Annotated in this window: 22 protein-coding genes; 6 read left to right on the forward strand and 16 right to left on the reverse strand. The window is 64.6% G+C overall.

The window, feature by feature from the left end; genetic code table 11:
• Positions 1-107: 107 nt before the first annotated feature.
• Positions 108-3,176, reverse strand: coding sequence for a UPF0182 family membrane protein (locus BQ7471_RS00175; RefSeq protein WP_076463564.1), 3,069 nt, complete (start codon positions 3,174-3,176; stop codon positions 108-110).
• A 122-nt stretch (positions 3,177-3,298) separates the two neighbouring features.
• Between BQ7471_RS00175 and BQ7471_RS00180 the strand changes: the two genes are divergently transcribed.
• Complete coding sequence (locus tag BQ7471_RS00180) at positions 3,299-3,880, forward strand: PPA1309 family protein (protein ID WP_235821187.1); 582 nt, start codon at positions 3,299-3,301, stop codon at positions 3,878-3,880.
• On the opposite strand, the gene BQ7471_RS00185 is transcribed toward BQ7471_RS00180, so the two are convergent.
• Positions 3,877-5,106, reverse strand: a complete 1,230-nt coding sequence (locus BQ7471_RS00185; protein ID WP_083663174.1) for a YlbL family protein — start codon at positions 5,104-5,106, stop codon at positions 3,877-3,879. The genes BQ7471_RS00180 and BQ7471_RS00185 overlap by 4 nt on opposite strands.
• 132 nt (positions 5,107-5,238) lie before the next feature.
• Between BQ7471_RS00185 and BQ7471_RS00190 the strand changes: the two genes are divergently transcribed.
• Together BQ7471_RS00190 and BQ7471_RS00195 are read left to right on the forward strand one after the other, a co-directional pair.
• Positions 5,239-6,708: a zinc-dependent metalloprotease gene (locus BQ7471_RS00190; protein ID WP_076463309.1), complete on the forward strand. Its 1,470-nt coding sequence runs from the start codon at positions 5,239-5,241 to the stop codon at positions 6,706-6,708.
• Positions 6,709-6,783: 75 nt separating this feature from the next.
• The gene (locus BQ7471_RS00195) at positions 6,784-7,728 is read left to right on the forward strand and encodes a hypothetical protein (RefSeq protein WP_076463311.1); all 945 of its coding nucleotides are present in this window, start codon (positions 6,784-6,786) and stop codon (positions 7,726-7,728) included.
• Between the two features lie 77 nt (positions 7,729-7,805).
• Here the strand turns inward: BQ7471_RS00195 and nagB are convergent, their stop codons facing one another.
• The 9 genes from nagB to BQ7471_RS00240 form a co-directional block, all read right to left on the reverse strand.
• Complete coding sequence (gene nagB / locus BQ7471_RS00200) at positions 7,806-8,579, reverse strand: glucosamine-6-phosphate deaminase (RefSeq protein WP_076463314.1); 774 nt, start codon at positions 8,577-8,579, stop codon at positions 7,806-7,808.
• 63 nt (positions 8,580-8,642) lie between these two features.
• The gene (locus BQ7471_RS00205) at positions 8,643-10,031 is read right to left on the reverse strand and encodes an alpha/beta hydrolase fold domain-containing protein (RefSeq protein ID WP_076463315.1); all 1,389 of its coding nucleotides are present in this window, start codon (positions 10,029-10,031) and stop codon (positions 8,643-8,645) included.
• A gap of 22 nt (positions 10,032-10,053) precedes the next feature.
• Positions 10,054-10,734 carry an N-acetylmannosamine-6-phosphate 2-epimerase gene (locus BQ7471_RS00210; RefSeq protein ID WP_076463317.1) on the reverse strand — a complete coding sequence of 227 codons (681 nt, stop codon included), beginning with the start codon at positions 10,732-10,734 and terminating at the stop codon, positions 10,054-10,056.
• Between the two features lie 44 nt (positions 10,735-10,778).
• A complete protein-coding gene (locus tag BQ7471_RS00215; RefSeq protein ID WP_083663153.1) occupies positions 10,779-11,738 on the reverse strand; it encodes an ROK family protein in 960 nt (319 codons plus the stop codon).
• A gap of 74 nt (positions 11,739-11,812) precedes the next feature.
• The gene (locus BQ7471_RS00220) at positions 11,813-12,727 is read right to left on the reverse strand and encodes a dihydrodipicolinate synthase family protein (protein WP_076463319.1); all 915 of its coding nucleotides are present in this window, start codon (positions 12,725-12,727) and stop codon (positions 11,813-11,815) included.
• A complete protein-coding gene (locus BQ7471_RS00225; RefSeq protein ID WP_076463320.1) occupies positions 12,724-13,548 on the reverse strand; it encodes an ABC transporter ATP-binding protein in 825 nt (274 codons plus the stop codon). Before BQ7471_RS00225 ends, BQ7471_RS00220 begins: the two co-directional genes overlap by 4 nt.
• Entirely contained in the window at positions 13,548-15,587 is a 2,040-nt protein-coding gene (locus BQ7471_RS00230; RefSeq protein ID WP_076463571.1) for a dipeptide/oligopeptide/nickel ABC transporter permease/ATP-binding protein, read from the reverse strand. The genes BQ7471_RS00225 and BQ7471_RS00230 overlap by 1 nt, the downstream gene beginning before the upstream one ends.
• A gap of 2 nt (positions 15,588-15,589) precedes the next feature.
• A complete protein-coding gene (locus BQ7471_RS00235; RefSeq protein ID WP_076463322.1) occupies positions 15,590-16,543 on the reverse strand; it encodes an ABC transporter permease in 954 nt (317 codons plus the stop codon).
• Positions 16,544-16,653: 110 nt separating this feature from the next.
• On the reverse strand, positions 16,654-18,228 hold the full coding sequence (locus tag BQ7471_RS00240) for an ABC transporter substrate-binding protein (protein WP_076463324.1): 1,575 nt from the start codon (positions 18,226-18,228) through the stop codon (positions 16,654-16,656).
• A 163-nt stretch (positions 18,229-18,391) separates the two neighbouring features.
• On the opposite strand from BQ7471_RS00240, the gene BQ7471_RS00245 reads away from it, so the two are divergent.
• On the forward strand, positions 18,392-19,060 hold the full coding sequence (locus BQ7471_RS00245) for a FadR/GntR family transcriptional regulator (protein WP_328586639.1): 669 nt from the start codon (positions 18,392-18,394) through the stop codon (positions 19,058-19,060).
• Positions 19,061-19,092: 32 nt separating this feature from the next.
• Here BQ7471_RS00245 and BQ7471_RS00250 read toward each other — a convergent pair whose 3' ends face one another.
• Positions 19,093-21,114 (reverse strand): ATP-dependent helicase, encoded by a 2,022-nt coding sequence (locus BQ7471_RS00250; RefSeq protein WP_076463327.1) that lies wholly within the window; start codon positions 21,112-21,114, stop codon positions 19,093-19,095.
• A 68-nt stretch (positions 21,115-21,182) separates the two neighbouring features.
• Positions 21,183-22,244 (reverse strand): NAD(+) diphosphatase, encoded by a 1,062-nt coding sequence (gene nudC / locus BQ7471_RS00255; RefSeq protein ID WP_076463328.1) that lies wholly within the window; start codon positions 22,242-22,244, stop codon positions 21,183-21,185.
• A gap of 38 nt (positions 22,245-22,282) precedes the next feature.
• Here nudC and rph point away from each other — a divergent pair, with 38 nt between their 5' ends.
• On the forward strand, positions 22,283-23,044 hold the full coding sequence (gene rph / locus BQ7471_RS00260) for a ribonuclease PH (RefSeq protein WP_076463330.1): 762 nt from the start codon (positions 22,283-22,285) through the stop codon (positions 23,042-23,044).
• On the forward strand, positions 23,041-23,664 hold the full coding sequence (rdgB, locus tag BQ7471_RS00265; RefSeq protein WP_076463331.1) for an RdgB/HAM1 family non-canonical purine NTP pyrophosphatase: 624 nt from the start codon (positions 23,041-23,043) through the stop codon (positions 23,662-23,664). Before rph ends, rdgB begins: the two co-directional genes overlap by 4 nt.
• Before the next feature lie 41 nt (positions 23,665-23,705).
• Here the strand turns inward: rdgB and BQ7471_RS00270 are convergent, their stop codons facing one another.
• From BQ7471_RS00270 to BQ7471_RS10920, 3 genes are read right to left on the reverse strand one after another with little or no spacing between them, the layout of a single operon-like run.
• Entirely contained in the window at positions 23,706-24,416 is a 711-nt protein-coding gene (locus BQ7471_RS00270; protein WP_076463333.1) for a hypothetical protein, read from the reverse strand.
• Positions 24,417-24,431: 15 nt separating this feature from the next.
• Positions 24,432-25,253, reverse strand: a complete 822-nt coding sequence (locus BQ7471_RS00275; RefSeq protein WP_076463334.1) for a peptidoglycan-binding domain-containing protein — start codon at positions 25,251-25,253, stop codon at positions 24,432-24,434.
• Positions 25,250-25,951 carry a hypothetical protein gene (locus BQ7471_RS10920; RefSeq protein ID WP_129583285.1) on the reverse strand — a complete coding sequence of 234 codons (702 nt, stop codon included), beginning with the start codon at positions 25,949-25,951 and terminating at the stop codon, positions 25,250-25,252. The genes BQ7471_RS00275 and BQ7471_RS10920 overlap by 4 nt, the downstream gene beginning before the upstream one ends.
• Positions 25,952-26,323: the final 372 nt, after the last annotated feature.

The following is a 26,323-nucleotide window of genomic DNA, read 5'->3' on the forward strand; positions in this document are numbered from 1 at the left end:
TCGGCAACTACTACATTAGCGGCCCTCGCCGGATGGTTCAAACGCTGGACGGTGAGCTTCGTCTCTCGCAAATCCACCGCCCAGCATCCTATCCATGTCAGCCGTGGTCAGCCAGTTGACTGCGGCCCATCAGCGCGCGACGCCCCACCACTTTGCGGTTGGCCAACTCCAGGGGCGCGGGCACCCGACTGGGTACCGACATCGCCGATCCCCTGACCGAGTTCCTCCTGCGCTGCGAGCGCCTCGGTGATCGCAGCGTTGAGCGCGTTCTGCGCCTCTCCGTAGGCGGCCCAGTCGCCGCCCGCTAAAGCGGTCTGCGACTGCTGCATCGCGGCCGAGGCGTCCCGGAGAGCCCGATTGAGACGCTCCTGAGCCGTCACGGAAGCAGCATCCGGAGCGTTCTCCGCATCATTCTTAGCACCCGTATCGGCGACAGTCGCCGCAGAGTCCCCGCCGAATGTCTGGTCGAGGGAGGCCGCCAGCGTGGATGCGAAGCCGACCTGGTTGCCGAACGCCGTTAGCACCGACCGCAACACCGGATAGGAGGCAGAGCCCGTGCCCTGGACGTAGACCGGCTGGACGTAGAGCAGTCCACCGCCGACGGGCAGGGTCAAGAGGTTGCCGCGGATGACCGTCGAATCCGACAGATTGAGGACGTTGAGCTGAGTCGCGATCTTCTCATTCGAGTCGTAAGCGTTCTGCACCTGACCCGGGCCGGGCACAGTCGTTGACGACGGCAGCGCGATGAGTCGGAGCTTCCCGTAGCCCTCACGAACCTTGCCCGCCTCGTTGCCAGTCTCGGAGTCGACGGCGAGGAAGCCAGCCATCGCCTCGCGCTTGGATTCGCCGCCGGGGACGAACACGGAGGTGAGGGAGAATTCAGCACTCTCCTGCGTCGGCATCTGCATGGTGAGGTAGTAGGGCGGCTGGGCGACGGGTGTAGTCGACGTCGTCCCATCGGCGTTCGTCGTGGCCGTCGGCACGGCGGTCGACGTCTCCTGTGCGAGGCGCCAGCGATCGCCGCCCGCGTAGAAATCGGCCGCATTCGTCACGTGGTAGCTGGTGAGCAGTTCGCGTTGTACCTTGAACATATCTTCGGGGTAGCGCAGGTGGCTCATCAGATCACCTGAAATATTCGACAGGGGCTCGACCATATCGGGGTAGATCCGCGTCCACGTCTTAAGCAGGGGATCGGCGTCGTCCCAGGCGAAGAGCCGCACCGACCCGTCATAGGCGTCAACGACGGCCTTGACGGAGTTGCGCATGTAGTTAATCGTCTCCGCCTGCACATACTCGCTCACCTGAGAGGAACGCGAGTCGACAGTCGACTGTTCAAGGGATGTGTGCTCGGCGTAAGGGTATTTGTTCGTCGTCGTGTAAGCGTCGACGATCCACACGAGCCTCTTGGGGGTAGACGCGTCGCCGTCCATGTCAACGACCGCCGGATAGGCGTCCTGTTCGAGCGTCAGATACGGAGCGACCTCGGCGACGCGCTGGAGCGGATCGCGCTTATAGAGGATCTGCGAGGCAGAATTCGTCTGTGAAGAGAAGAACATGTCCGTCGACCCGAACTTGATCGAGTAGAGCAGCTTGTTCCACAGGTTGCCGACGCTCGGCCCGCCATCACCGGTGAAGGTGGTGGAGACCTGACCGCCCTGGGCGCTGTCATCGGGGTAGTCGAGTTCCTGGTCGCCCGCGCCCTCGGGCGCACCGACGATCGAATACGAGGGTGCGTTGGGCGAGAAGTAGACACGTTCCTCGTAGTCGCCCATCTCCCCGGTGGAAGGCACCGACTGCTCCCAGTACGAAGGCAGTCCGTCGGAGTTCACCGTGTTGCCGTAGGCGGCGACGACGCCGTATCCATGGGTGTACACCGTGTGCATATTCACCCAGGTCCTCTGCTCGGAAGACAGGCCCTCGAGGTTGAGTTCGCGCACGGCGATCACCGTGTCGCGGCGCTCATCACCAATGGTGTAGCGGTCGACAGACATGCCGGAGTTGAAGCCGTAGTAGGGACGCGACTGCTGGAGCTGTTGAACGGTCTTCGTTATGACCTGCGGATCAAGGAGACGGATCTGCGAGGTCGACTCGGAATCCTCCCGCAACTGGCCGGCCTGAGCCGTCGTCGCCGCATCGTAGTTCGTGTACTCAAGGTCGGAGAGGTTGTACGCGGCGAGTGTTGCATCGATATTGCGCTGGATGAACTCCGCTTCGAGAGCGCGCTCATTCGGCGTGACGCGGAACTGCTGGATGAGTGCCGGATAGATGCCGCCAATGACGATGGCGGACACGATCGTCACGGCGACGCCGATCGTGGGCAGGCGCCACGTGCCGCGGAATGCGGCGATGACGAAGAGGAGGGCAACGAGAACGGAGACGACGGCGAGGATCGAATGTGCCGGGAGGGTCGCATTGATATCCGAGTAGAGCGCGCCGTCAACGCTGCTGCCCTGCTGGGTGAGCAGCTCGTAGCGCCCGATCCAGTAGTTCATCCCGATGAACAGCGAGACGAGGGCCGCGAGGAGTCCCGTCTGCAGGCGCGCCTGCTTGGAGGCGTGGGGCCTGGGAAGCAGACGGATCGTCCCGTACAGGTAGGAGACGATGAGGGATGCGGCCAGGCACAGCGCAGTGGTCTTGAGCAGGAAGTCCACGACGAGGCTGAGCAGCGGCAGGGTGAAGACGAAAAAAGAGACGTCGTAGCCGAAATGCGGGTCGGTCGTGCCGAATGATGTCTGATTTAAAAACTGCAGGACGGTCCGCCAGTTCAGAGCCAGATTCGCACCATTGGTGAAGCCGAAGAACAAGGCCGCCCCCCAGAAGACGACCTTCCGCAGCGGTTCGAAGGCCTGCTGGTACTGGCGCAGATTCGCCGATGCCTCTCCCCTGGTGGACGCCTCCCGATGCTTGTAGGCGTAGTGGGCGGTGCCGAGGATAGATCCGGCGACGATAAGGAATCCGACGAGGAAGAGCCCCGCGTGGGCGAACCACTGGGTGAGGATGACCCGGGTCGCGTGCATCTGGCGGAACCAGAGGATTTCGGTCCACACGCTCGACGCGGCGTAGATGACTCCCACGAGTGCCAGTAGGACGGCGATGGTGATGCCTAGCGGCCCCACCTTCGGCGGTTCAACGCTGGCTTGTCTCTGCGTCGGCTCGCGCGGCGGGAAGGCGGACATTGGGAAGGAGATCACGTCGTTTTCCTTTCCGTTGGTGCACGTGGTGACCATCCTACCCGGCTAGCTCACATGTGCTCGGCTGAGCCTGTGGATTCGCCCGTGAAGGGCGTCGGCGTGAGACGATGGGTGTCATGACGGACACCGATGCAATGACGCCCACGGCGCACCAGATCGCCCTCGCCAATGTCGTCGTCGACATCGAGCGGACGGCCTCTGGCGCCGGATGGGACCACGCCCCCACCCTCTACGCCCTCGTCCCCACCGGGGAGCTCATTGCCCAGCCGAATATCCCCGAGGAACTCGCCGACCAGTTGCGCAAGGGCTGGGACTCCAGCCCCAACCACCTGTCGGCGATCATCCAAGAGGACCTGGCGCAAGACGATCTCGAAGAAATGCTCGCACACCTAGCCTGGCCGCCCCAGGTTGCGGGCGCAGCGGTGAGCGTCGAGCGGATCGTCGTCCCGCCCGAGGTGGAGGACCAGGCTCCCGACGATCCCGACGAGGCACTCCGCTTCATCTCTCACCATCCGAGCCGCTCGGATGTGCGTCTCGTCGTCGGAGCCCTGCGCACGGGCGAGACCTGGTGCGCGCTGCGGACCCGTGCCTTCGACTCCGATGACAAGGTTGGTCAGGGCGCGAATCTCGTCCCCAATCTCGTCGAAGCGCTGGCGCTCTCCCTCCAGGGCGAGGACTCGGCCCTCTAGCCCTGGGCGTCGCAGGTCGCTAGTGAGTCCCCACGGCCCTCAGCGATCGCGGTGACGGCACCGACGGCGTCGTCGAGAGTCGCAACGGAGACGACGGTGAGCCCCTGGGGGACGTTTCCTACGACTTCGCCGCAATTCGACTCCGGTGCGAGGAACCACTCGGCTCCATCGCGCGAGGCACCCCACATCTTCTGCACGATCCCCCCGATGGCGCCGACCTGGCCGTCGTAGGAGAGCGTCCCCGTGCCCGCGATGATCCGCCCGCCCGTGAGGTCCCCCTCGGTGAGGGTATCAATGATCCCCAGGGCGAACATCATCCCCGCAGAGGGGCCGCCCACGTCCTCGAGATTGAAGGAGATGTCGAGTGGCAGGGACACGTCAGCATTGAGGTAGATGCCGAGCTTCGAGCCCTGCTCCCCTTCAGCGCCGCTCGAAGTCACGACGGGGATGTCGAGGCGCTCGGAGTCGCGGATGATGCTCAGGACGAGGGTGGTTCCGACGGGGGTCTCGCGGAGCAGCCCGAAGACCGTGGAGGCGGCGTCGACCGGATGCACGACCCCATCTGCGGTTGTGATCGACTCAATGACGTCGCCCTCTTCGACTTTCCCCGCGGCGCCCGATCCTTCGACGGCTCCGGCGATGGTCATGGTGGCGCCGACCGTCCAACCCAAGTATTCGAGGGCGGCGACCTCGCTGGTCGACTGCGAGGAGGACATCTGTGTCTTCGTCGCCTCATCGAGCGCGTCCTTCGTGAGATCCTCAGGGTAGACCTCGTCGTAGGCGACGATCCTGTTGCGAGAGTCGAATGACGCGCCGATCAACTCGATGAGGGAGAGTCGAGAACCCGGACCGCCGGACTGGGAGACCGTCACCATGCGCAGCTCTCCCGCCGAAGCGCCGCCCCTGTCGGTGGCAACCTCCTTACCGGTCGCAGGGTCCGTCCCGCTGATCGAGATGAACGGGCGGCCGTTCGCCGAGCCGATGATGTTGAAGGTCGGCCCGGGCCTGTCCACGACGTAGGGGACGGGGATGACGAAGAGCACAAGCGCCATGACTGCGGCGACTGCAACGGCAAGCCACTGTTTGGCGCCGAAACACCACAGGGGGCGCCGCAGGTCAGAATGCGTTGGCTCGCCGATGAAATCGCGGCGGGGCCGGAGCCCGGTCTCCCCCTCGTCCGGCGGGGGCGTGGAGGTGGCGGAGGCGGCATCGTTCGAGTTCATCATCGCCCTATTGTGTGCCCTCGCGGCTCCGTGCGCCCACTGCTGCGTCACGCGTCGGGGCTTCCCCTGTTCATTCACAGCGGATTGTGAGGTTTCATCCAGCGTTGAACGGGCGACGGCGGGTAATGTCGAAGCATGACAGAGGACTCCGGCTCCCAGGGAGCGAATCCATTCGAGGACTTTCTGCGCCAGATGCTCGGCGAGCAGGCGGCACAAGAAGCGATGCGCGCCATGGAGGCCCAGGGCTTCGACGCCTCGTCGCTTCCCACCGAATTCTCGGACCCGGCGGTACTCAACACCGCCCTGACCCAGTTGCGCTTCCTCATGAACACGACGACGGAGCCCGTGAATTGGAGTCTCGTCTCAGACGGTGCACGCCAGCGCGCCTACGCCTCAGGGGATCCGACGCTCACCGCTGCCCAAGCCGAGCGCGCCAAACAGGCCCTCACGATCGCGGACCTGTGGCTCGACACGGCGACGGATTTCTCTCCGGGCAGGGTCGCCCGCGCCGCATGGACCCGCACCGAGTGGATCGACGCGACCCTCGACATGTGGAAGACCATCTGCAACCCGGTCGCCCAGAACGTGTCCCGGGCGCTCACCTCCGCCCTCACCCAGCAGCTGGGCAACGAGGGCGCTGACTCGGCCGATCCTCCCCTGCCGGAGGGAATGGCGGCGATGCTCGGGCAGACGCGTGACATGATGCCGAAGTTGTCGGCAATGATGTTCGCCGCACAGATCGGCAACGCCCTAGCGGGCCTGTCGGCCGAGGCCTTCGGCTCCACCGATGTGGGCATTCCCTTGACGAAAGAATCGACGACCGGACTCGTCGTGTCCAACGTTGAAGCATTCGCCGAGGGGCTTGATATCCCCTTCGACGAAATCCTCCAATTCATAGCGGTCCGCGAGTGCGCCCACCGCAGGCTCTTCGCCTCAGTGCCCTGGCTCGAGGGCGACCTCGTGCGGGCCGTCGAACGTTACAGCGCCCGCATCGACATTGACGCCGAGGCGATCGCGCAGGCCGCCCGCAGCATCGACCCGTCGAATCCCGAATCCATGGAGAACGCCCTGTCAGGAGGCATTTTCGCCCTGAGCGTGTCCGAGGAGCAGAGGGTCGCCCTCGAGCGCCTCGAAACCCTGCTCGCACTCATCGAGGGGTGGGTGGAGGTCGTCACCGCTCAGGCGCTCGCCCCCTACCTGCCCCACGCGGATCAGTTGCGGGAGATGATGCGCCGCAGGCGCGCCTCTGGCGGCCCCGCCGAGCAGATCCTCGGTCAACTCATCGGCTTAACGATGCGCCCCCGCCGGGCGCGCGGCGCCGCCTCGATCTTCTCCCTCGTCCAGGCCGACGGCGGTGCGGAGGCCCGTGACGCACTGTGGTCGCACCCCGATATGGTGCCCACCCGCACTGAACTGGACACCCCGGATACCTTCCTCACTCTTCGTCGCGCTGCCCAGGAGCAGGATGCGGATATCGACGCTGCCCTTGCCTCGCTCCTCGACGGGACGATGGGATGGGCGCCCGGATTGTCGCCCGACGACGACCCCGAATCGCAGACCCTGCGGGATGCCGGCCTGGACCCCGACGAGGACGACCCCTCCTGACGCCTGTGGATAACCCCCATGGGGCCTCCGCAATCGGCATACTCGATGCAGTGACCGATTCTCTAGGAGGCTCCCATGAAGTTCAGACCGGGCACCGCCGTCGTGCGCAGGACGCAGACGCATATTCAGATCGGCACGGACGCCGATCATCATGAGATCATCGCCGACCTGCCGAGCAGCGACATCGCAGCCCTCATCCACGGGGCGAACGCCGCTCTGCCCTCCTACATCCGCCCGACCAGCTCGTGGGGGCGCAGCCCGCGCCTCATCCCCGCGCATTTGCAGGCGCGCCTGCGCTCCACCGGTTTCGCAGCGAATGACCCTCACAGTGAGCGTCTGCATCTCCTGATCGACGGCGTCACCGAACTGATCCCCCCGCTCATTGATCGCCTCCTCGACGAGTACGCCGTCGCGCTGACCATTCGGGACTCATCAAGGGTTGACGAAGGTCTCTCACGCCTCCTGGGCACTCAGCAGCGCGGGACGACCCGCACCTCGGCGATCCGACGTTATGTCGAAGAGCGATGGCCGCATGTGGATCTGCGCCCGTCGTCTCTGCCCGACGCGGCGATCATCATCCGTGACCGGACGATCGGCCTCGATGAGACGAGCGCGTACATCGCACAGGACCTCCCCCATCTCATGGTGTTGCGCACGGAATTCGGGTACGAGATCGGCCCGTACACCGTCCCGGGGGTCACCCCGTGCCACCTGTGCGGGGCGCTGCACCGAGCCGATGCAGACCCCCTGGCCCCACTCGTCGATCATTGGGCAGCCTCATGGCCACTACTCGCCGCATCGTCGGCGGCGACGAGCCAGGCGGCGTCCATCGCCGCCCAGATGCTCAGTCACTATGAGGAAACACAATCGGCCAACGGAGCAGACGCCTCTGCCGTCATCATCCGGGTCGATGCGGCGGGGCGGCAGACGCGCGAGGTCGTTCACGCCCACCCGGGATGCGGATGTGGGGCCGCGGGTGCTCCCTTCAGCATCAACGAGCCCGCCGCTGCACTGCAGTAGCACCGCGGCACCATGGCGATGGATCATGCACGGGGATCGACCGAGGCGATCCCCGGTCGACCTCCGGCTCACATCACTCAGGCGTTCTCCTTGGTCCACACTTCCTTGTAGAAGTCTGCGAGTTCGAGTTCGGACGCCGCGTCCTCGTCAATGATCACGAGAACGTCGTTGTGGTACTGCAGTGCAGTCGCCGGCCAGCGCTGCGAGACGCCGCCCTCGATCATCTCCTTGACGGCGCGTGCCTTGCCCTTGCCGGTGGCGATGAACACGTGCGCGCGCGAGTCCATGATCGTACCGATGCCCTGCGTGACGCAGTGGGTGGGCACCTGGTCGATGTCGCCGTCGAAGAAGCGGGCGTTGTCGCGGCGTGTCTGTTCGGTGAGGACGCCGACGTGCGTGCGCGAGGACAGGGAGCCGCCGGGCTCGTTGAAGCCGATGTGGCCGTCGGAACCGATGCCGAGGACCTGGATGTCGATGCCCCCGGCATCCTTGATCGCCTGATCGTAGGCAGCGGCTCCCGCATCAAGGTCCTCCGCCCATCCGTCGGGTCCGTGAGCAGCACCCTCGGGCATGTCGACGCGTCCGACGAGGTGGCGGCGGATGAAGTTCGCGTACCCCTCGAAGTGGTCGCGCGGCAGGCCGACGTACTCGTCGAGGTTGAACGACTTCACCTGTGCGAATGAGATTTCACCCGCCTCGTAGCGGCGAACCAGCTCATCGTAGAGGGGGATCGGAGAGGATCCTGTTGCCAGGCCGAGCACGAAATCCGGCTTGGAACGGTAAACTTCGCACACGCGGTCGGCAGCGAGGCGCGCGATTTCTTCTTCACTATTAACAATGGCGATGCGCATCGTCATTCCTTTCTGATGGAGGCAGGCACGAACAGTGCCCAGTGTGTCATATGACCGAGTTCTTCATTCGGCGTCCGCAGGTGCGATCCATGCATCCCGCCCGCGCAGGCACCGATCCACGAATGGGAGCAGCGCATCCGTCACCCTGTCCCACGTGCTGGTGCCGGGCACCGAGCTCCAGCCGTGCACAGTACCGGGAAAGCAATGCAGTTCAGCGATGGCACCGCCGCGGATGAGACGCATCGTCCACGCGATCGCCTCATCTCGCAGGACATCTGCAGTGTTGACGGTGACGAACACGGGCGGGAAGGCCGGGTCGACCCGCCCGATGGGGGGATGCACCTGCCAGGGGCGCGCTCCCGAATCGCAGTACTCACCCCACGACGCAATGGCCGTCGGACGCGGCCAGATGGGCCCCGTAGCGTAGTCGTAGGTCGAAGTCGTATCAACTGCGGGGTCCAGGCACGGTTCGAAAGCGACGACGCCGCTGATGAGGGCGAGTTCATCGGATCGCAGGCTCCACAGAACCTGATTCGCCATGCCCGACCCCGCAGAGTCGCCGACGATGATGAGGGGCAGCCCCGCATATCGGTCGAATACGGCGCGCAGCGCGGCGAGCGTGTCGGCAAGCCCCGCGGGGTAGGGGTATTCGGGGGCGAGTCGATATTCGGGCGTGATCGTCATGAAGCCGCCCCCCAAGCCCCCGCCCCACCTGCGGGTGTAGTCCTCGATGAAGGTAAGGTTGCGCGGGTCCTCGAATCTTGCCTCGCCGCGAGTGAATCCGCCTCCGTGGATGACGAAGAGGACGGCGCCGACGGGCAGTGACTTGTCGGCCAAGACCCGGCACTCCACTCCCCCGAAGTCCTCCACCCGTACCCGGATGCCGTCGGGGATTTCCGGCGGAGTGAAGGTGCGGGCGGTGACGGCGCGCGACTGCAGGGTCGGGCGCCAACCGGCAAGCGGATCGAGGTCGACCTTGGCCCGCTGATCGGGGGCGCAATACGGGCGGGCGACCGCGAACTCGGGGACCTCCCGGCCGAGGAAGGCCACCGCCTCGGCATCGTCCCATGGGGCTGCGAGCGTCGGCACCGGTGCCGCGACAACATCCCCGGCGTCAACGATGAGCGCGAGGATCACCTGCGGGATCGACGCGGCAACCGTCGCGGCGATGGCGGCCCCCGCGCCGACTCCGACGAGGACGACTCCCCGCCCCGGTGTCGTTGAGACCCGGGAGGCGACGAAATCCGTGGCAGCCCCCGCCCAATCGGGTCCGGCTCCATCCTCGTCAACGCCATCGGCACACAGCCTGCGGACGAGGATGATGCGCCACTGTGGTGCGAAGAGATCCCGAATAGCATCCAAGTGGTCAGTGTGCCCGGCGGGATCCCCCAAAAGGATCATCGTTCCCCGCTCGTGAACCCCGTCAACCTCATAACGGCATGTCGTGACCATATCGACTGAATTCGCCGATCCTTCAGCGCGTCTCGACGGCGGCAGCGAACCACGAGGTGATCGACGTGGGATGAGTGATACCCGTTCCGACGATCACGGCGAACGCCCCAGCCTCCATAGCGGCGGCGGCATCAGCGGGCGTGTGGACGCGCCCCTCGCAGATCACTGCGGCGTCGGGGTAGGCGGCGACGATTTCCCTGAGAAGTTCGAGGTCGGGCCCCTCAGTCTTCTCACGGTCGTCACTATACCCGGCGAGGGTCGTCGAAATGATATCGGCTCCGGCTTCATAAGCCGCTGCCGCGTCAGCGAAGGAGCCGCAGTCAGCCATGACGAGAGTGCCGTCCCCGTGGAGGGCTTCGCAAGTCTGAGCGAAGCTGCGCCCGTCAAGGCGGGGGCGCGAGGTGGCATCGACGGCGACGATGTCGCTGCCCGCCATGACGCAGGCACGGGCGTGGCGCAGGCTCGGCGTGATGTACACACCTTCGTGACCCTCTTTCCACAGTCCGATGACGGGGACCTGAACGCGGCCCTTGATGGCGGAGATGTCGGACAGTCCCTGGCAGCGGATCGCGCTCGCGCCGCCGATTTCCGCTGCCCGCGCGATCTGCGCCATCGTCTCGGGATGGCGCATCGGCTCCCCGGGGTATGCCTGGACGGAGACGATGAGTGTGCCGCGAAGTGATTCGATGAGCGGATGAACCATGATGTATTCCCTTTTTCGTGTTTCGATGAGTGCTTCGGAGCGCGTCAGCGCGCACCGCGGCGGTTGAGGTAGTGCAGAACCGCTCCCATCAGCGGGGCGGCGCCAGAGAGTTCGCCTGGGACGATTGCGACTGGGGCGACAGCGCTCATGGCGCTGGAGGCATAGCCTGCCGCCACGGCGTCCCACCACGCCTCACCCGAGCGGGTCATCGATCCCGACATGATGATGATCGACGGGTCGATCGTGTTGGCGAGTGATCCGATGCTCTCCCCGAGCGCGTAGGCGGATTCGGTGAAGCAGGAGAGGGCGAGGGCGTGACCGGAGTCCGCGAGTTCTTGGAGTTCGCGGCCATTGCGGGCCTCGGGGTCGGAGTCTGAGCGGCGCTGGGCGTACCAGGCGGTGACGCCCGACCCCGAGCAGAAGGCTTCGATGTGACCCATACGCCCGCATGAGCATTGCATGTCGGGGGCGTAATGGTGGTGGATGTGGCCGACGTGGCCGGCCAGGTAGTGGCTTCCGAATACGACTTCGGAGTCGTGGATGATGGCTCCGCCGATCCCGGTGCCCACTGCGATGGACAGGACCGTGTCGTATCCGCGTCCGGCCCCCAGGCGCGCTTCGCCGAGGCCGTGGGCGTGGACATCGTTGAGGACCTGCACGGGCAGTCCGGTAGATGCGCGCAGGCGTTCCCCCAGGGGAGTGCCGCCCCATCCGGGCATCGTGTTGGTTGCGGAGATGATCGACCCGTCAGTGGGGTTGACGACGCCAGCGCTGGCGACGGCGATGCCTGTGAGTGCCGGGAAGCGCTGGTGTATCTCCTCGACGAGGCCGCAGATCCTATCGGCGACGGCGGGGCCGCCTTCGTTGGCCCTCGTTGCGATGGCATCGGACTCGATGATCGACAGTTCGCCTTCGACCTCATCAACGATCGCCCATCCGATCTTCGTGCCGCCGATGTCGAGCGCGAGAATCGGGAAGGTCTCCTCCACTGGCTGGTCAGACACTGGATACTCCTCGAAAATTTACGGTGGGTCCGGGGGTGGTGGGGCCGCGGCCCCACCACCCCCGGCGAGTACGATCAGTCGAGCATGCCCGTATCGCGGAGCACCTTCTCGACCCACGCGACGTTGTCACCTTCAAGGGCCTTGACCGGAGTCGGCATGTCATTCGTGTCGAAAACTCCGAGCAGCATCAAAGCGGTCTTGAAGGCCCCGATTCCAGCGCCGAAGCCCTGGACTCCGGACACCTGGACGATGCGCATGAGGTCGGCGAGGCGGTCCTGTTCGGCGCGAACCGTCTCCCAGTCGCCCACCTGGTAAGCGTCCCATTGGCGCACGTAGCCGTGCGGATCGACGTTGCCGAGTCCGGGGACGGACCCGTCGGCGCCGGACATGTAAGCGCCGTCGACGACGACTTCGTGTCCGGTGAGCAGCTGAAGCGGGTGCTCCGCCTCGGCATTCTCACGGCACAGCCAGCGGAATGCGACGTCGTCTCCGGACGAATCCTTGACGCCCGCGATGACGCCCTCTGTGCCGAGATCCATGATCAGCTTGTTCGACAGCTTTGTGTGGACGCATACGGGGATGTCATAGGCCCAGATCGGCAGGTCTGTCGCCTCGCGTAGCGCGCGGAAGTGCGCATACACCTCGGCCTCGCCCTGGAGGGCGTAGAACGGGGCGGTCGCGACGACCGCGTCCACGCCGAAGGACTCTGCCTGGCGGATGTGCTCGATGACTCTGTCGGTCTCCGTGTCGATGACACCCGCGATGACAGGGATGCGGCCATTGACGCTGGCGATTGCGGCGTCGAGGATCTCAGCGCGGCGGATGGACGTGGAGAACGCCACTTCACCGGAGGAGCCGAGCACGAACAGGCCGTGGATTCCGGCGTCAATCATGCGATTGACGTGACGGTCTAGTGAAACCGTGTCGAGTGCGCCGTCCTTGTGCGGGATCGCCAATGGCGGGATGACGCCGCGGAGCGGAGCGGTCATTTCTTGTCTCCTTCAAGAGTCGGGTGCAACAGGGACGGCGCTGCGCCGAGCAGCGTACGCGTGTAGGGGTCTTTCGGATTGGCGAGCAACTCGGCCGCGGGCCCCTCCTCCACGACAAGTCCCTTGTTCATGACGGCAATGCGATCGGAGATGTAACGGACTGTCTGGATGTCGTGAGAGATGAAGACCATTGCGAGGTTGAGCTCCCTCTTGAGGTCGGTGAGCAGGTTGAGAACCTGGGCGCGCACCGAGACGTCGAGGGCAGAGGTCGGCTCGTCGGCGATGATCGCGTCGGGGCCGAGTGACAGCGCCCTCGCAATGGCGACGCGCTGGCGCTGGCCGCCGGAGAGCTGGCCAGGCAGGGTCTCGAGGGCGGATGAAGGCAGGCCCACCATGGAGATGAGTTCCATGACTCGCTTCTGCCGTTCGGCCTCGGTGCCGATCTTGTGGACGCGCATCGGGTCGGCGAGTTGATCGCGGACGATCATTCGCGGGTTGAGCGCGGTCGCCGGGTCCTGGAAGACGACGGAGACGACTCGTCCGATACGGCGGCGGGCCTCAGCGGTCCGCTTGGTCACTTCCTCGCCGTTGAAGTACACGTGTCCGGCGGTGGGGGCGACGAGGCCGCACATGACGTTGGCGGTCGTCGACTTGCCGCAGCCGGACTCGCCGACAAGGCCGAGCGTCTGTCCGCGCATGACGGCGAGGTTGACGCCGCGCACCGCGTGAACCTTATTCGGTTTGAATAGCGAACCCGTTCGCGAGGTGAAGGAAACTTCAACATCCTTGAGTTCGATGATCGGGGTGTGTGCGGAAGTCATCAGTTCTCCTCCCCTGTGTTCGTGGTGACGCCGACGGTCTCGGGGCGCGGCGGGAGTGCCGCATACACGTGACCGGGGCTGACCTCGGTAAGGACGGGTCGAATATCCAGGCCGTAGTCCGGGTGCGAGGAGCGCGGTGCGAAGCGGTCGCCTGTGGGGAAGTCGCGGGGCGACGGGACGACGCCGGGCACCTGGTGGAGGCGTCCCGAACCGGACTCGATGGAGAGTACGGCGCCGAGCAGGCCCCGCGTGTACTCGTGAGTCGGGTGTTCGAGCAGCTCCGAGGTGGGGCCCTGTTCGACGACCTGACCCGCGTACATGACGGTAATCGAGTGCGCGACCTCGGCTACGAGGGCGATGTCGTGCGACACGAAGATCATGGCGAAGCCGAGCTTCTCGCGCAGTTCGTTGAGCAGTGCAATGACCTGCTTCTGGACTGTCACGTCGAGGGCGGTAGTCGGTTCGTCAGCGATGACGAGCTTCGGATCGCGGGTCAGCGCCATGGCGATGAGTACTCGCTGGCGCTGGCCGCCGGAGAGCTCGTGCGGGTAGGACTCCAGGGTGCGCTTCGGGTCAAGGCCGACGAGTTCGAGCAGTTCCTCCGCGGAGCGGGTGCCGCCGCGGCTGGTGAGCTGTTTCATCTGAGTCTTGATGAGCATCGCCGGGTTAAGCGACGAGAGGGCATCCTGGTAGATCATCGCCATCTCGTGCCCGAGGAGCTTTTGACGTTCGTCGGGCGACATGTCGAAGAGGTTCTTGCCCTGGTAGAGAATCTCACCCGACAGCGTCGACTTCGGGCTAATGAGTCCCATGATTGACAGCGAGGTGATGGACTTGCCGCAGCCGGACTCTCCGACGAGGCCCATCGTCTCACCCGGGCGGACCGAGAATGACACGTGGTCGACGACGTTGACGTCTCCGTGGTTGTCGAATTTGATGCACAGGTCTTTGACCTCGAGCAGCGGCGCCTCGGTCGATGTCGATTCGAAACGGTCGGTGCGGCTGGACTCAACTTTTTCGAGGGCGTCGAGGCTCGCCTGCAGCGACTCTGCCTGTTCTGCGTAGGCGCGACGCGGGTCGAGCAGCAGACGGTCGGCCTCGCGCTGGGCGCCGGAAGAGACCGGGGCGACTGCGGGGCCCTTGGGAGCTGCGACCATGGCATCGGTGATGCCCTCGGACAAGATGTTGAGGCACAAGACCGTCAGCATGATGAACACGCCGGGGAAGAATGCCGTCCACCACTTGCCGAGCATGACGGACAGATTCGAGGACGCCTCGGAGAGGATATTGCCCCATGTGGGAACGGTCGTCGCTTGGAGACCCGAACCGATGAAGGTCAGGGATGCCTCCAGGATGATCGCGTCGGCGACGAGAACCGTCGCGAAGACGAGGACCGGTGCCGCAGTGTTGCGCATGACGTGTTTGATGAGGATCCACGGTGCGCGGGCACCGGCGACGATGACTGCGCGGACGTAGTCCTCGCCGTAGGCCGCCATGACATTCGCGCGGACGATGCGCGACAACTGCGGGATGTAGACGAATGCGATCGAGCAGACGATGACGAAGACGAGGGCGGTGACATTACCCGCCTTCTGCAGTGCGCGTCCGAAGACGAGGACGGAGACTGCGGCCATGGCGATACCCGGCACAGCCATGATGATGTCGAGGATTCGCATGATGACTTCGGAGATCGACTTGCGCACGACCGCTGCGACCGACCCGATAATCGCACCGAAGAACAGTGCGATGAGGGTTGAGAAGAGGCCGATCATCAAGGAGAAGCGTCCGCCGTAGAGGACGCGGCTCAAGATGTCGCGGCCGACGTGATCGGTGCCGAAGAGGTGTTCGGCGCTGGGCGCCTCCCATTTGGTGAAGATCTGGTCGGCGGCGTAGGGCGCGATGAGCGGCGCGAGGACGGAGATGAGACAGACGATCGCCAGAACGCCCATGGCGATCTTCGCACCGATCGACATTGCGCCGATGCGACTGAAGCGGGCGCCCGGGGTAGTGACAGTGTCGAGTTTTTCCTTCTGATTCATCATCACACCGACCTAATACGCGGATTAATGAGCAGGTAGAGCATGTCAACGATGATGTTGACGACGATGAAGGCGATCGCCACGACGAGTGCGCCGCCTTGCACGAGAGTCACCCAGTTCTCCTGGATGCCCTTGAGGAGCACCGCTTTACCCATGCCGTCAATGGCGAAGATGATCTCGATGACCACCGCGCCGCCCATGAGGTAGCCGATGCGCAGGCCCAGGACGGTGATCGGCGTGATGAGGGCGTTCCGCAGGACGTTGCGGGCGACGACGATCGACTTGGGAATGCCGGCGCCGAGCGCGGTGCGCACGTAGTCGCGATCGAGTTCTTCCACCATGGAGGTTCGCACGACGCGCGTCATCTGCCCGACGACGGGGACCGCGAGGGCGACCGCGGGCAGCAGCATGCGCCCGAACCAGCCCGCAGGGTTGTCGGTGAATGCGGGCAGGGGCCCGGAAACCGGCAGTGTGCCCACGAATCCGAGCACGAGGAGTGCTGCGAGCCAGAAGGACGGCGTGCCGATGGAGACGACCGAGATCACGCGGATCAGCTGGTCGGGCCAACGGTCGCGGTAGATCGCCGCGAGGATGCCCAGGGGGAAGGCCAGGATGATGGCGAAGAGCAGACCGAGGAAGGTCAGCTGAAGGGTGACGGGGAGTGCCTGCGCAACAAGGTCGGACACCCTGTTGGCGGTGCCGACGCCGTAGGTGCCCAGATCGCCTGTGAGCATCCCGAGCAGGTATGTGCCGTATTGGACGAAGAAGGGTTTGTCGAGGCCGTGCTCGACGCGGTAGGCCTCAAGTGCTTCGGGGCTCGCCGTTTCTCCAAGGGCCGAGTAGGCGGGGTCGATCGGTGAGAGCGACATGATGAAGAAAACGAGGAAGGAAACGCCGATGATCATGATGGGGAGCGCGACGAGGCGGCGCCCAATTAATCTCAACAGATTATTCACTGCTCATACTCCTGAATAGTCCGCTCGGCACAGAAAAGGAGGGGCGGATGACGGGAAGCACCCGCCCCTCCTCATCGGATTGGGGCTGCCAAGCGGCAGAAGGGACTCGATTACTTGAGTCCGACTCCTACGAGGTCGAGGCCAGTCGATGCGATCGACTTGAAACCGGTGAGCTTGCCACCGTTGTAGGCGGTGATCAGCTTGCGGTGGAAGAGCGGGTAGGTCACTGCCTGCTCAGCGAGGAAGTCCTGGGCTTCGCCCCACTTGGCCTTCGCCTCGGCGCCGTCGAGCTGGACTGCTTCGTTCATGATCTCCTGGAACTTGTTGAAGGTCTCAGGATCAGCGTTCTTCCACTGGGATCGCTTGTTGGTCCACACGTTGTCAGCGTTCCACCATCCGAGAATGATGCCAGGGTCGGTGCCGAAGACTGAGGGATCGCCGGGGGCGAGGATGACATCGTATGTCGGGTTGTCGACGTCGGCGACATTCGAGTAGAGATCCGAGGACGCCATCGAATTGACGGTGACCGTCAGGCCGAGAGCCTCGAAGTCGGCCTTGATCTGGGGGATCAGGTTCTGGATCCACGGGTGGTCCGTAGTGGTGAGGTTGATCTCGGTGAGGCCGGACTCGGCGATGGCGGCCTTCGCGGCGTCAACGTTGTAGTCCAGCTGGGTCGCGGTCTTCTTGTACGAGGGGTTGGTATCCGGGAGGAACGAGGTCGCGACCGTTGCCTGGCCCTCCATTGCGGAGTCGATGAGCTTCTGCTTGTCGATGGCGCGGTGGAGCGCCTGGCGGACGTTGGCGTTGTTGAAGGGCGCCTTGGAGGTGTTGAACATGAGGAAGGGGTTGCCGTACCCCTGGACGGCGTCGACCGTCCAGCCCGCAGCCTTGATCTGGTCGGCTGCGGAAGAGGGAACCGCTTCCATCACATCGGTCGTGCCATCGAGGGCGGCGGCCAGGCGCGCAGAGTCATCCTTGAGGACGTGCCAGCGCAGGCGTTCGACCTGTGCCGGGTACTGGCCGTTGTAGTTCGGGTTGGGAACCGCGGTGACCTCGGTCGGGGAGATGGTCTCGTACTTGTAGGGGCCGGAGCCGGTCGGCTTGGCCTTGAGCGCGTCGGCATCCATGGAGGTGGGAACGATCTTGACGTTCGCGAAACGCTCCTTGATGTTCGCGAAGGGATAGTTGAGCGTGATCGTAACGGTCTTCGCGTCCTTGGCCTCCACGGACTTCACGAAGGTGAAGAACTGCTTGTAGATGGACTTATCGTCAGTGGTGCGGGCGTAGGAACTCACAACATCGTCAGCGGTGACGTCGGTGCCGTCGGAGAACTTGGCGCCGTCCCTCAGCGTCACCTCGTAAACGGTGTCGGATACCTTGGTGGGCTCGCCCTTGGCAAGCGCCGGGTAGACGGAGTAGTCGGACATGTGGAACTGATAGAGGCCTTCGAGGACCTCCCAGTTGGTGCCCATTGCCAGAGCAGAGGTCGTGATCGGACCATAGTCCGTCGTTTCGTAGGCGACGCCGAGGTTCAGTTCACCTTTCGGAGCCGTGGATCCAGTCGAGGTCTGAGTACTCTCCGACTGTGTCGCGGTCTTGGCGGTGCCGCCACCGCAGGCAGTCAGAGCAAGAGTCGCGGTCGCCATGAGCGCGACGCCTGCAGCCAGATGCTTGCGTAAACGCATTGTTACTCCTCATCGTTGAGAATCGATCGAGCGGGGGGCTCGTATCCGGTAGAATGACGATATGTTGTCTGACAAATCTTTGCAAGCGGTTTTGAGTGATCTTGTAGGCTCAAGAATGTTGCAAAACGATAAAGAGCCTCCCGTCGGCTCGAATCGTTCATCAATGACGATGAACGCAATCAAGAGCTACATCCTCACCCATGACCTCAAACCGGGGGCGCCCCTGCCCACCGAGGCCGTCCTGTGCGCCGACCTCGGTGTATCGCGCTCCTCCGTCCGCGAGGCCCTGCGAAAGCTCGAAGCACTCGACATCGTGTCCTCCCACCAGGGGCGCGGCTCCTTCGTCGGAGAGATGTCCATGCAGCCCCTCGTCGAAACACTCCTGCTGCGCAGCGCCCTCGGAAGCGACGGCGCGAAATCGCTGTCCGAGGTCGTCGCCATTCGCCGCGCCCTTGATCGGGGCATCTCCGTCGAACTCGTCTCCGCCATGAAGGGCAGCGAGAACCCCGACCTGTGGACGCTGGTCGACCGGATGCGCACCAAGGCGACGGAAGGGCGGATCTACTACGAGGAGGACATCGCATTCCACTCCGGACTCCTCGAATACCTCGACAACGACCTCATCCAGCAACTCGTGTCGGCGATGTGGCTGATCCACCAGTCGGTGACGCCGCAACTCAAATCCGCCGACAGTGCGGCAATGCGTGCCGCCGCACAGGCCCACGGAGACATCCTCGCCGCATGCGAGGCGGGGAACATCGACGCGTATCTGGCAGCCGTCGACCTGCACTATGCGCCGTTGGCGGCGCTCATCGAGCGCTCAGACGCCTGAAGCGCCCGCACGACGGCCGTGCAATAGCGGCATCATGGCGCCTCGATGACGCGGTTGTCCGCGACGATCGCGAGGAGATCCGCGCCGTAGAGGGACATCTTGACGTCCCCAATGCCTTTGATCCTCAACAGTTCCCGTTCAGATTCGGGGCGCTCCATGGCAATGTCGCGCAGGCTCTGGTCCGTCAATACCGTGTAGGACGGCTTCGACGAGGCTGTCGCAACCAGCGTCCTCCATGCCTTGAGTCGTTCGAAAAGGGCGAGGACCTCAGCCGGGGCGCTCGCCTCGAATTCTCTCGCGCGCATTTTCGCCGAGGGCGCCGCATGCGCGGGCCGCGAGGAGGAGCGGCCCTCGTTTTCAGGCCAGATCCCGTCGAGGAGGCGCGAGCGGGTGCGAGCCTGACGGCCCCCGCTGCCGCGCGAACGCGCCCAGGAGATGTCGAGGACGTCCTTCGCGCGGGTGATCCCCACGTAGAGGAGGCGCCGCTCCTCTTCGCGCGCCCGGGGCGTCGTTGCCTGATAGATCGGCAATTGCCCCTCGGCGGCGCCCACGAGGAACACCGCATCCCATTCCAGGCCCTTCGCAGCGTGCAGCGTCGACAGCTCAACCCCCTGCTTTTCGGGCTCCACCTGGTATTGCGCCTTCTCGTCGAGTTCTGCGAGGAACCCCTCCACTGTGGGCGCAGCCGAGTCCTCGGCCCAGGCGATGATCGCGTTCAGGTTGTTCCACCGCTCCAGGAGGGCCCCGCCTTGGGGGGCCTCCTCCGTCCAGCCGACAGCGCCGAGCGCGTTCGCCACCAGCGCGGCCAGCTCCCCCGATTGCGCCTCCGGGGACATCGCGGCGGTGCGCAGCGCGCTCATCGCCCTGGCGACGTCTTCGCGCTGGAAAAAGGGGGTCGAATTGGTCATGGCGACGCGGATCCCCTGATTGGCGAGAGCCTCTTCGAATGGTTGGGACTGGCTGTTCATACGGTAGAGTACGGCGATCGCGTGCGCCGGGGTTCCAGAATCGATGAGCGCTCGGATCTTGCCCGCGACGCCCGCCGCCTCGTCCCGGTCAGACGCGTAGGAGGTGAAGGACACGGCAGGGCCGCTGCTTCGCTGCGATGTCAGTCGCACCGCCCCTGAGGTTCCGGCGGCCATGGACATCACCCGATTCGCAATGGCGACGATCTGCGGGGTCGAGCGGTAGTCGCGCGTCAATTCGAGGACGCGCGCACCGGGGTGGCTCGTCGGGAAGTCCACGAGATGACGGGGGTCGGCCCCCGCGAAGGAGTAGATGGTCTGCGCGACGTCGCCGACGACGCACACGTCGTGGCGGTCCCCCAGCCATAGGTCGAGGAGGCGCCGCTGCGCGAGGGACACGTCCTGGAATTCGTCGACGACGAAGTTGCGGTATTGGGACCGCACCTTCGCCGCGACATCGGCGCGCTCTTGGAGCATCGCGCACATCATGACGAGGATGTCCTCGTAGTCGATGACGCCGCGCTCGGCTTTGGCGTCCTCGTACACGTCAAGCAGCTTGGCCATGTCGTCGGCGCCCAGCCCCGCGGGGACGACGTGGCCCGCCCGCACCCGCTCCCCATAGTGCTCGGCGTCAACCATCGACACCTTCGCCCATTCGATCTCGGCAGCCAGGTCGCGCACCGTGGTCTTATCCGCTGCGATTCCCAAGCGCGCCGCAGCCGAGGACACGATTCCCGCTTTCGTTGCGAGCAGCGACGGCATGGGGCCGCCGATGACGGTCGGCCAGAAATGGCGCAGTTGGCGCAGCGCTGCGGAGTGGAATGTCCTGGCTTGGGCGCGGGGCACTCCGAGCTGTGCGAGTCGGTGGCGCATCTCGTAGGCGGCGCGCTTCGTGAAGGTGACGGCGAGGACCGAGTCGGGCGAGTAGGCGCCCGTGGCGACGCCGTAGGCGATCCTGTAGGTGATCGCCCGGGTCTTGCCGGTGCCCGCGCCCGCCAAGACCACGAGAGGCCCCTTGACCTGCAGGGCGACCGCCCGCTGGTCGGGGTCGAGGGCGTCGAGGAGCGCCTGCGGTTCGTTCTCACTCATAGTCGGATCTTCCCATGCGCCATCCGCATCTGCGACATCGGTCGATGCGCATCGGGCTGCGCCCGATCTCAACCGAGGGGATCGAGCGCATCCGCAGGTGCGGGAATGGGACGGCCCAACCAGTGAGCGATGAGTGCGTGGGCGATCGATGTCGGCCCGGGTGCGCTGATCTGCCCGTCGTCGACGGCCCGGAGGAACTCCTCGCGGGTGAAGAAGCGCGCCCATTCGATCTCGTCGCCGTCCGGGCGCGGCTCGGGAGCCTGCCCCGGCGCCAGTGTCGTCACGTATCCCATCATGAGGGAGCGCGGGAACGGCCACGGCTGGCAGGTGACGTAAGTCGGCGGCGCGACTCGCAGCCCCACTTCTTCGTAGGCCTCACGGATCACCGTTTCTTCGGGGGTCTCCCCCGCTTCGACGAAACCGGCGAGCAGGGAGCACATAGTGTTCGACCACAGGCGATTGTGCGCAAGGAGGATCCGCCCGGATTCGTCCTCGATGCGCACGATCATCGCAGGGTCGTGCCGTGGGAACTCGACGAGGCCGCAGTCGGAGCATTTCCTCACCCAGCCGCCGTTGATCGGCGCAGTCGCACATCCACACGCACTGCAGAAGCTGTTGGCGGCGTTCCAGTTCGTGATCGCTGCCGCGACGAGCGCGATCCTTGCGTCTGCGGGAGCGAGGAGTTGTCCGCACCTGCGCAGGTTCGCCCACTGCAGATCGGGTCCGACGATGCCGCTGATGAAGTTCCTCGCCTCGCGCGCATCCGACGCGCGGTCGCCCGTCCCGGCGCCAATGGGGGTGATCGCGATGACGAGTTCGCCCTCGACGACGCCCACCACGTGGGCGCCCATGCCCTCGCGCACTAGGGCGGCGCGCTCCTCGCCGCCGATGCGCATGAGTCGCACTGCGCCCTCGTCGTCGCGGGTGCGCCGATCAATGCCGATCGCGCCGCCCTCGGTGACGACGACGAATGCCGCGGAGGCGCATGCCGCCCGGTCCTCCTCGCTCACACACGGATCGAGTCCCACTGCACTCAGCCCGTCCCTGACGAGGGCCTCAACGGCGATGTTCTCCCGGATGGAGGGGGCGGGGGCGAAGTCGGCGCGCAACAGCGGCAGGTCCAGATGCATGTCTTTACCGTAGGCGCCCCTCGGCTAGGCTGTTCCATATGACGAATAGTGAACTGCGCGCCGACGGGCGCACCTTCGACCAGCTCCGCCCCGTTTCCATGACCCGCGGATGGGCGGGAGTGGGCGAGGGCTCCGTCCTCGTCGAGTTCGGGGACACCCGGGTCCTGTGCGTCGCCTCCCTCACCGAGGGCGTCCCCCGCTGGCGCAAGGGCGGCGGCGAGGGGTGGGTGACGGCGGAGTACGCGATGCTCCCGCGCGCCACATCCGAACGTTCGCAAAGAGAGTCCGTCAAGGGCAAGATCGGGGGGCGCACCCAGGAGATCTCCCGCCTCATCGGGCGCTCCCTGCGCGCCGTCATCAATGTCGCGGCTCTCGGTGAGAACACGATCGTCCTCGACTGCGATGTGCTGCGCGCCGACGGGGGAACGCGAACCGCCTCGGTCACCGGTGCCTACGTGGCCCTCGCCGACGCCGTGAAATGGGGCGTCTCCCAGGGCATCATGACCGCGGGGGCGAAGGTCCTCACCGACTCGGTGAGCGCGATATCCGTCGGCATCGTCGACGGCGCGCCGATGCTCGACCTGCCCTATGCGGAGGACGTGCGCGCGCAGACGGATATGAATATCGTCCAGACCGGCTCCGGTGCATTCATCGAGGTGCAGGGCACGGCTGAGCACGCGCCCTTCAACCGCGAGGAACTGGGCGATCTGCTCGATCTGGCGTCGATCGGCAATGCTCGGCTCGCCGATCTGCAGCGCCGCTGCCTCGACGCCCCCGCGGGTGAGACGGTGACGCTGTGACGGCTGCGCCCAGGCTCGTTTTCGCGACCTCCAATGCTCATAAGATCGTGGAGTTGGAGGCGATCCTCGCCCCCGTGTGGGAGGGGTATGAGGCGGGCGTCATTGCCCGCATGTCCGATTTCGACGTCGACGACCCGGTCGAGGACGGCGTCACCTTCGAGGAGAACTCCCTCATCAAGGCGCGCGCCCTCGCGAGGGCGACGGGGCTTCCCGCGATTGCTGATGATTCGGGGATCAGCGTCGACATTCTGGGCGGGGCTCCCGGTATTTTCTCCGCGCGCTGGTGCGGCCGCCACGGCGATGACGCTGCGAATCTGGATCTGCTGCTCGCACAGCTCGCCGATGTTCCCGATCGCCATCGCGGCGCCGCCTTCGTGTCGGCGGCGGCGCTGGTCACCCCGGATGGCCGCGAATTCGTTGAACGGGGCGAAGTGCGCGGCACGCTCGTGCGCTCGCGGCGCGGCACCGGCGGTTTCGGCTACGACCCGATCTTCGTGCCCGAAGGCTTTTCGAGGACGACCGCCGAGTTGAGCGCTGAGGAGAAGAACGCGATCAGTCACCGCGGCATCGCCTTCAGGGCGCTCACCCCCGCGATCATCGACGCCCTGGCGGGTGCCTGAGGCTGTTCGCGTGTACATCGCACCGTTGCCTCCGGCGCGCCTCATTGGCGCTTGAAATAGATGAAGAGTCGGCGTTCTCGGATGAGCGCGGTTGCTGCGAGTGCTCCGGCGAGCGCCGCGCCCATGGTTCCCATCAGTGTCACAGCCGCTAGTGTCCACATGGCTCCGTGATTCTCAACGGCATTCGCGGTGATGATCCACACGATGGCGGGTGAAGCGATGAGTGGAGCAGCGCATGCGACAAGCGCTGTCTCTATGAGGAGTTTGACAGTCATATCGGTTCTAGTGACGCCCGCATGCAAATCAGAGGCGACTTCTAAGCGGCGCCGCCATATACTCACTGCTCCAAGCGCAGCGGCGATACCGATCGCTGCTACCGTCGCGTAGCGCGTTGTGCGATTCGCATAGAGTTGCGGGCCAGTGAATTGCGCTGCCAATGAGGGGTTGAGGCTGTACTGCTCCACCTGAACAGGGTCGTTGCTGCCGCTGGGGATGATCGCGGTGAGCGCCAGTGTGTTCACGTGTTCGTTGAGCGGCCACATGTCGATCCAGCACTCGTCGAACGCGCCTGTGGCAGTGGTCGGAATGAACATCGAATAGGCATACCCGGGGCGTCTACCGTCATGCTCGTCCCAGGGGAATACCGCGCGAACCGTGGTGTTTCCCTGTTCGAGGGCGAGCGCGCCGCCAACATCGGCGCTCAGGGCGTCGCTGTCAATGTCACTGTCGGGGACCGCATAGGTCTGCCCCACCTGGGGGGTGACGATTCACACGGGCACGACCACGCCCTCATGGGCGATGCATCCGGTGGAACCGGACAGGCCGAACAGCGCTCCAGGGGGCACCACCGTTACCAAAGTGGATTCTCGCAAGCTCCATTCCATTTGGAAGGAGACGGCATCCGATTCCTTCGCCGTCTCCTTCGCCGCGGCGTATTGCGGGGAGGCGAGGATGACGGCGATCGCCTCGGGGTCGTCGATCTGCCCGGAGTCGCCGACGGGGATGATCGTGTCGCCGAAGGCGATCTCGCGTTCGCCCTCCAGCGCATCGGCGGGGATCTGTATTCGGACCTCGGTCTGCGCGGCGGCCAGTGTGAACAGGGGCGTCGTGACGTCGGCGGATTGTCCGACGGCAGCATCGACAGTTTCGACCGTCACCGTTTCGGAGGGGATCCAGAGGAAGCGGTCGTGAGGGATGGAGTCCGGAACGCCGCCATCGCCGTCGTCCATTCCCAAGAGGTCGGCGGCCGCGAAGCGGGTCGACCAGTCCATGACCCCGCTCTCCCTTACGTCGTAACCGAGCCGGGCCAGTTCCTTTTGGAGGGCGGCCACATCGGCTCCGCGCATGTCCCGTTCAAGAGGGCGCCAGAGGGGAGTATCCGTCGCCAGGGCGATGATCTTCTCCCTGTCGATATCGAGGCTTCTGCGCCCATCGGCGAAGTCCCTGTGCGATACCGGAGCAGCCGCGAGGGTTTGCGCCTCCACCAGGGAACCGGGTACGGGCTGGCGCGCGATCAGGATCCCGGCGCTCATTCCCGTTCCCGCAAGGGTCAGGGCCGCCAGCAGGTCCAACGCCCATGCGCGCCTCATCTTTCGCCTTCCAGCGGGTGATCGATGCATTCGCCCAGCACCCGTGCTCCTTCTTCGACGGGAACCGTGTAGGAGAGGGCCAGCATCGGATCACCTTCCACACCCCCATCCACGTGCTGCTCCATGTATCCGATGAACTCGCGTTTGAAATCTTCGGCGGAATAGGACGGATCGACCACTTGACGCCTAACGAGACACGCGGCGACGAGCACATCCGGGTCCTCACCATGAGGACTGGTTCTAGCTATGTAATACAAGCCTGATATCGGAATATGACCGAGCTTCCTCTCGCAGGAATCCAAAGCCGCGTCAGCCTTTTCACCATTCGGATCTTCGGCCGTGTTATCATTTTTTGACCCTCCAGTAAGGCCCAGATATTCGAAGCCGTCAACCCCGGCTGCTCGCATACATTCAGTCACTCGGGCTTGAGATTCGAGAACCTCCGACTCAGAGATCTCCCCATCTTCAAGAACGGCCAGAACGAACTCCTCGTACGGCTTCCCCTTCGCATTCTCACGTTCCTGCTCAATTGATGCCGCCAGCGAGGTATCAGAAAGACCTGACCGTTGACCGCTCACGCCTTCAGACGCACATCCGGAGACTACCACGGCAAACAGGGCGACGAGAGCACCCGTCGAAGTCTTCCGAAGAACAGACACTGCCGACCCCTTTCCTGAAAAAACGGTGTTGTCAGTCATACGAGCCCATGCTCACACGACTGACAACAACTTCTACCGTTCAACGGTCAGTTGGAAAAATGCTGCCACTTACTTGTCACAGTACCTCCATGAACACACACGGTCGTTGCATACACTCCTTTATTCGCCCAGGCAGTGTAGTAGTTGGTTGAGTAGCCAGAATTGAAGTAGAATCGACCGCCAGCCCTGTGCCAATTATAGCTCTCATCTTAGCGGACAGAACGATCCGAGTTGGTGCCCTTCTACCGCCGTATAAGCGTAACAACCTGAAGTGCCCGCCGCATTCGCTACGAGGGACATGAGCATCGTCATTGCAAGAGCCGCTGCAGCAGCAATTCCGACCGTTTTTGCACGTATGCTTGATCCTTCCTC

Origin of the sequence: Actinomyces mediterranea, from assembly GCF_900155595.1 — a bacterium.
Lineage (GTDB): Bacteria > Actinomycetota > Actinomycetes > Actinomycetales > Actinomycetaceae > Pauljensenia > Pauljensenia mediterranea.

Bases quoted from the DNA above. Each gene is read 5' to 3' on its own strand.
- BQ7471_RS00185 (WP_083663174.1), bottom strand. From the start codon at position 5,106: ATGATGAACTCGAACGATGCCGCCTCCGCCACCTCCACGCCCCCGCCG.
- BQ7471_RS00175 (WP_076463564.1), bottom strand. From the start codon at position 3,176: ATGTCCGCCTTCCCGCCGCGCGAGCCGACGCAGAGACAAGCCAGCGTT.
- nagB (WP_076463314.1), bottom strand. From the start codon at position 8,579: ATGCGCATCGCCATTGTTAATAGTGAAGAAGAAATCGCGCGCCTCGCT.
- rph (WP_076463330.1), top strand. From the start codon at position 22,283: ATGACGAATAGTGAACTGCGCGCCGACGGGCGCACCTTCGACCAGCTC.
- BQ7471_RS00230 (WP_076463571.1), bottom strand. From the start codon at position 15,587: ATGAATCAGAAGGAAAAACTCGACACTGTCACTACCCCGGGCGCCCGC.
- BQ7471_RS10920 (WP_129583285.1), bottom strand. From the start codon at position 25,951: ATGACTGACAACACCGTTTTTTCAGGAAAGGGGTCGGCAGTGTCTGTT.
- BQ7471_RS00195 (WP_076463311.1), top strand. From the start codon at position 6,784: ATGAAGTTCAGACCGGGCACCGCCGTCGTGCGCAGGACGCAGACGCAT.
- BQ7471_RS00275 (WP_076463334.1), bottom strand. From the start codon at position 25,253: ATGAGGCGCGCATGGGCGTTGGACCTGCTGGCGGCCCTGACCCTTGCG.
- BQ7471_RS00190 (WP_076463309.1), top strand. From the start codon at position 5,239: ATGACAGAGGACTCCGGCTCCCAGGGAGCGAATCCATTCGAGGACTTT.
- BQ7471_RS00220 (WP_076463319.1), bottom strand. From the start codon at position 12,727: ATGACCGCTCCGCTCCGCGGCGTCATCCCGCCATTGGCGATCCCGCAC.
- BQ7471_RS00225 (WP_076463320.1), bottom strand. From the start codon at position 13,548: ATGACTTCCGCACACACCCCGATCATCGAACTCAAGGATGTTGAAGTT.
- BQ7471_RS00245 (WP_328586639.1), top strand. From the start codon at position 18,392: ATGACGATGAACGCAATCAAGAGCTACATCCTCACCCATGACCTCAAA.
- BQ7471_RS00180 (WP_235821187.1), top strand. From the start codon at position 3,299: ATGGGTGTCATGACGGACACCGATGCAATGACGCCCACGGCGCACCAG.
- nudC (WP_076463328.1), bottom strand. From the start codon at position 22,244: ATGCATCTGGACCTGCCGCTGTTGCGCGCCGACTTCGCCCCCGCCCCC.
- BQ7471_RS00250 (WP_076463327.1), bottom strand. From the start codon at position 21,114: ATGAGTGAGAACGAACCGCAGGCGCTCCTCGACGCCCTCGACCCCGAC.
- BQ7471_RS00205 (WP_076463315.1), bottom strand. From the start codon at position 10,031: ATGGTCACGACATGCCGTTATGAGGTTGACGGGGTTCACGAGCGGGGA.
- BQ7471_RS00210 (WP_076463317.1), bottom strand. From the start codon at position 10,734: ATGGTTCATCCGCTCATCGAATCACTTCGCGGCACACTCATCGTCTCC.
- BQ7471_RS00240 (WP_076463324.1), bottom strand. From the start codon at position 18,228: ATGCGTTTACGCAAGCATCTGGCTGCAGGCGTCGCGCTCATGGCGACC.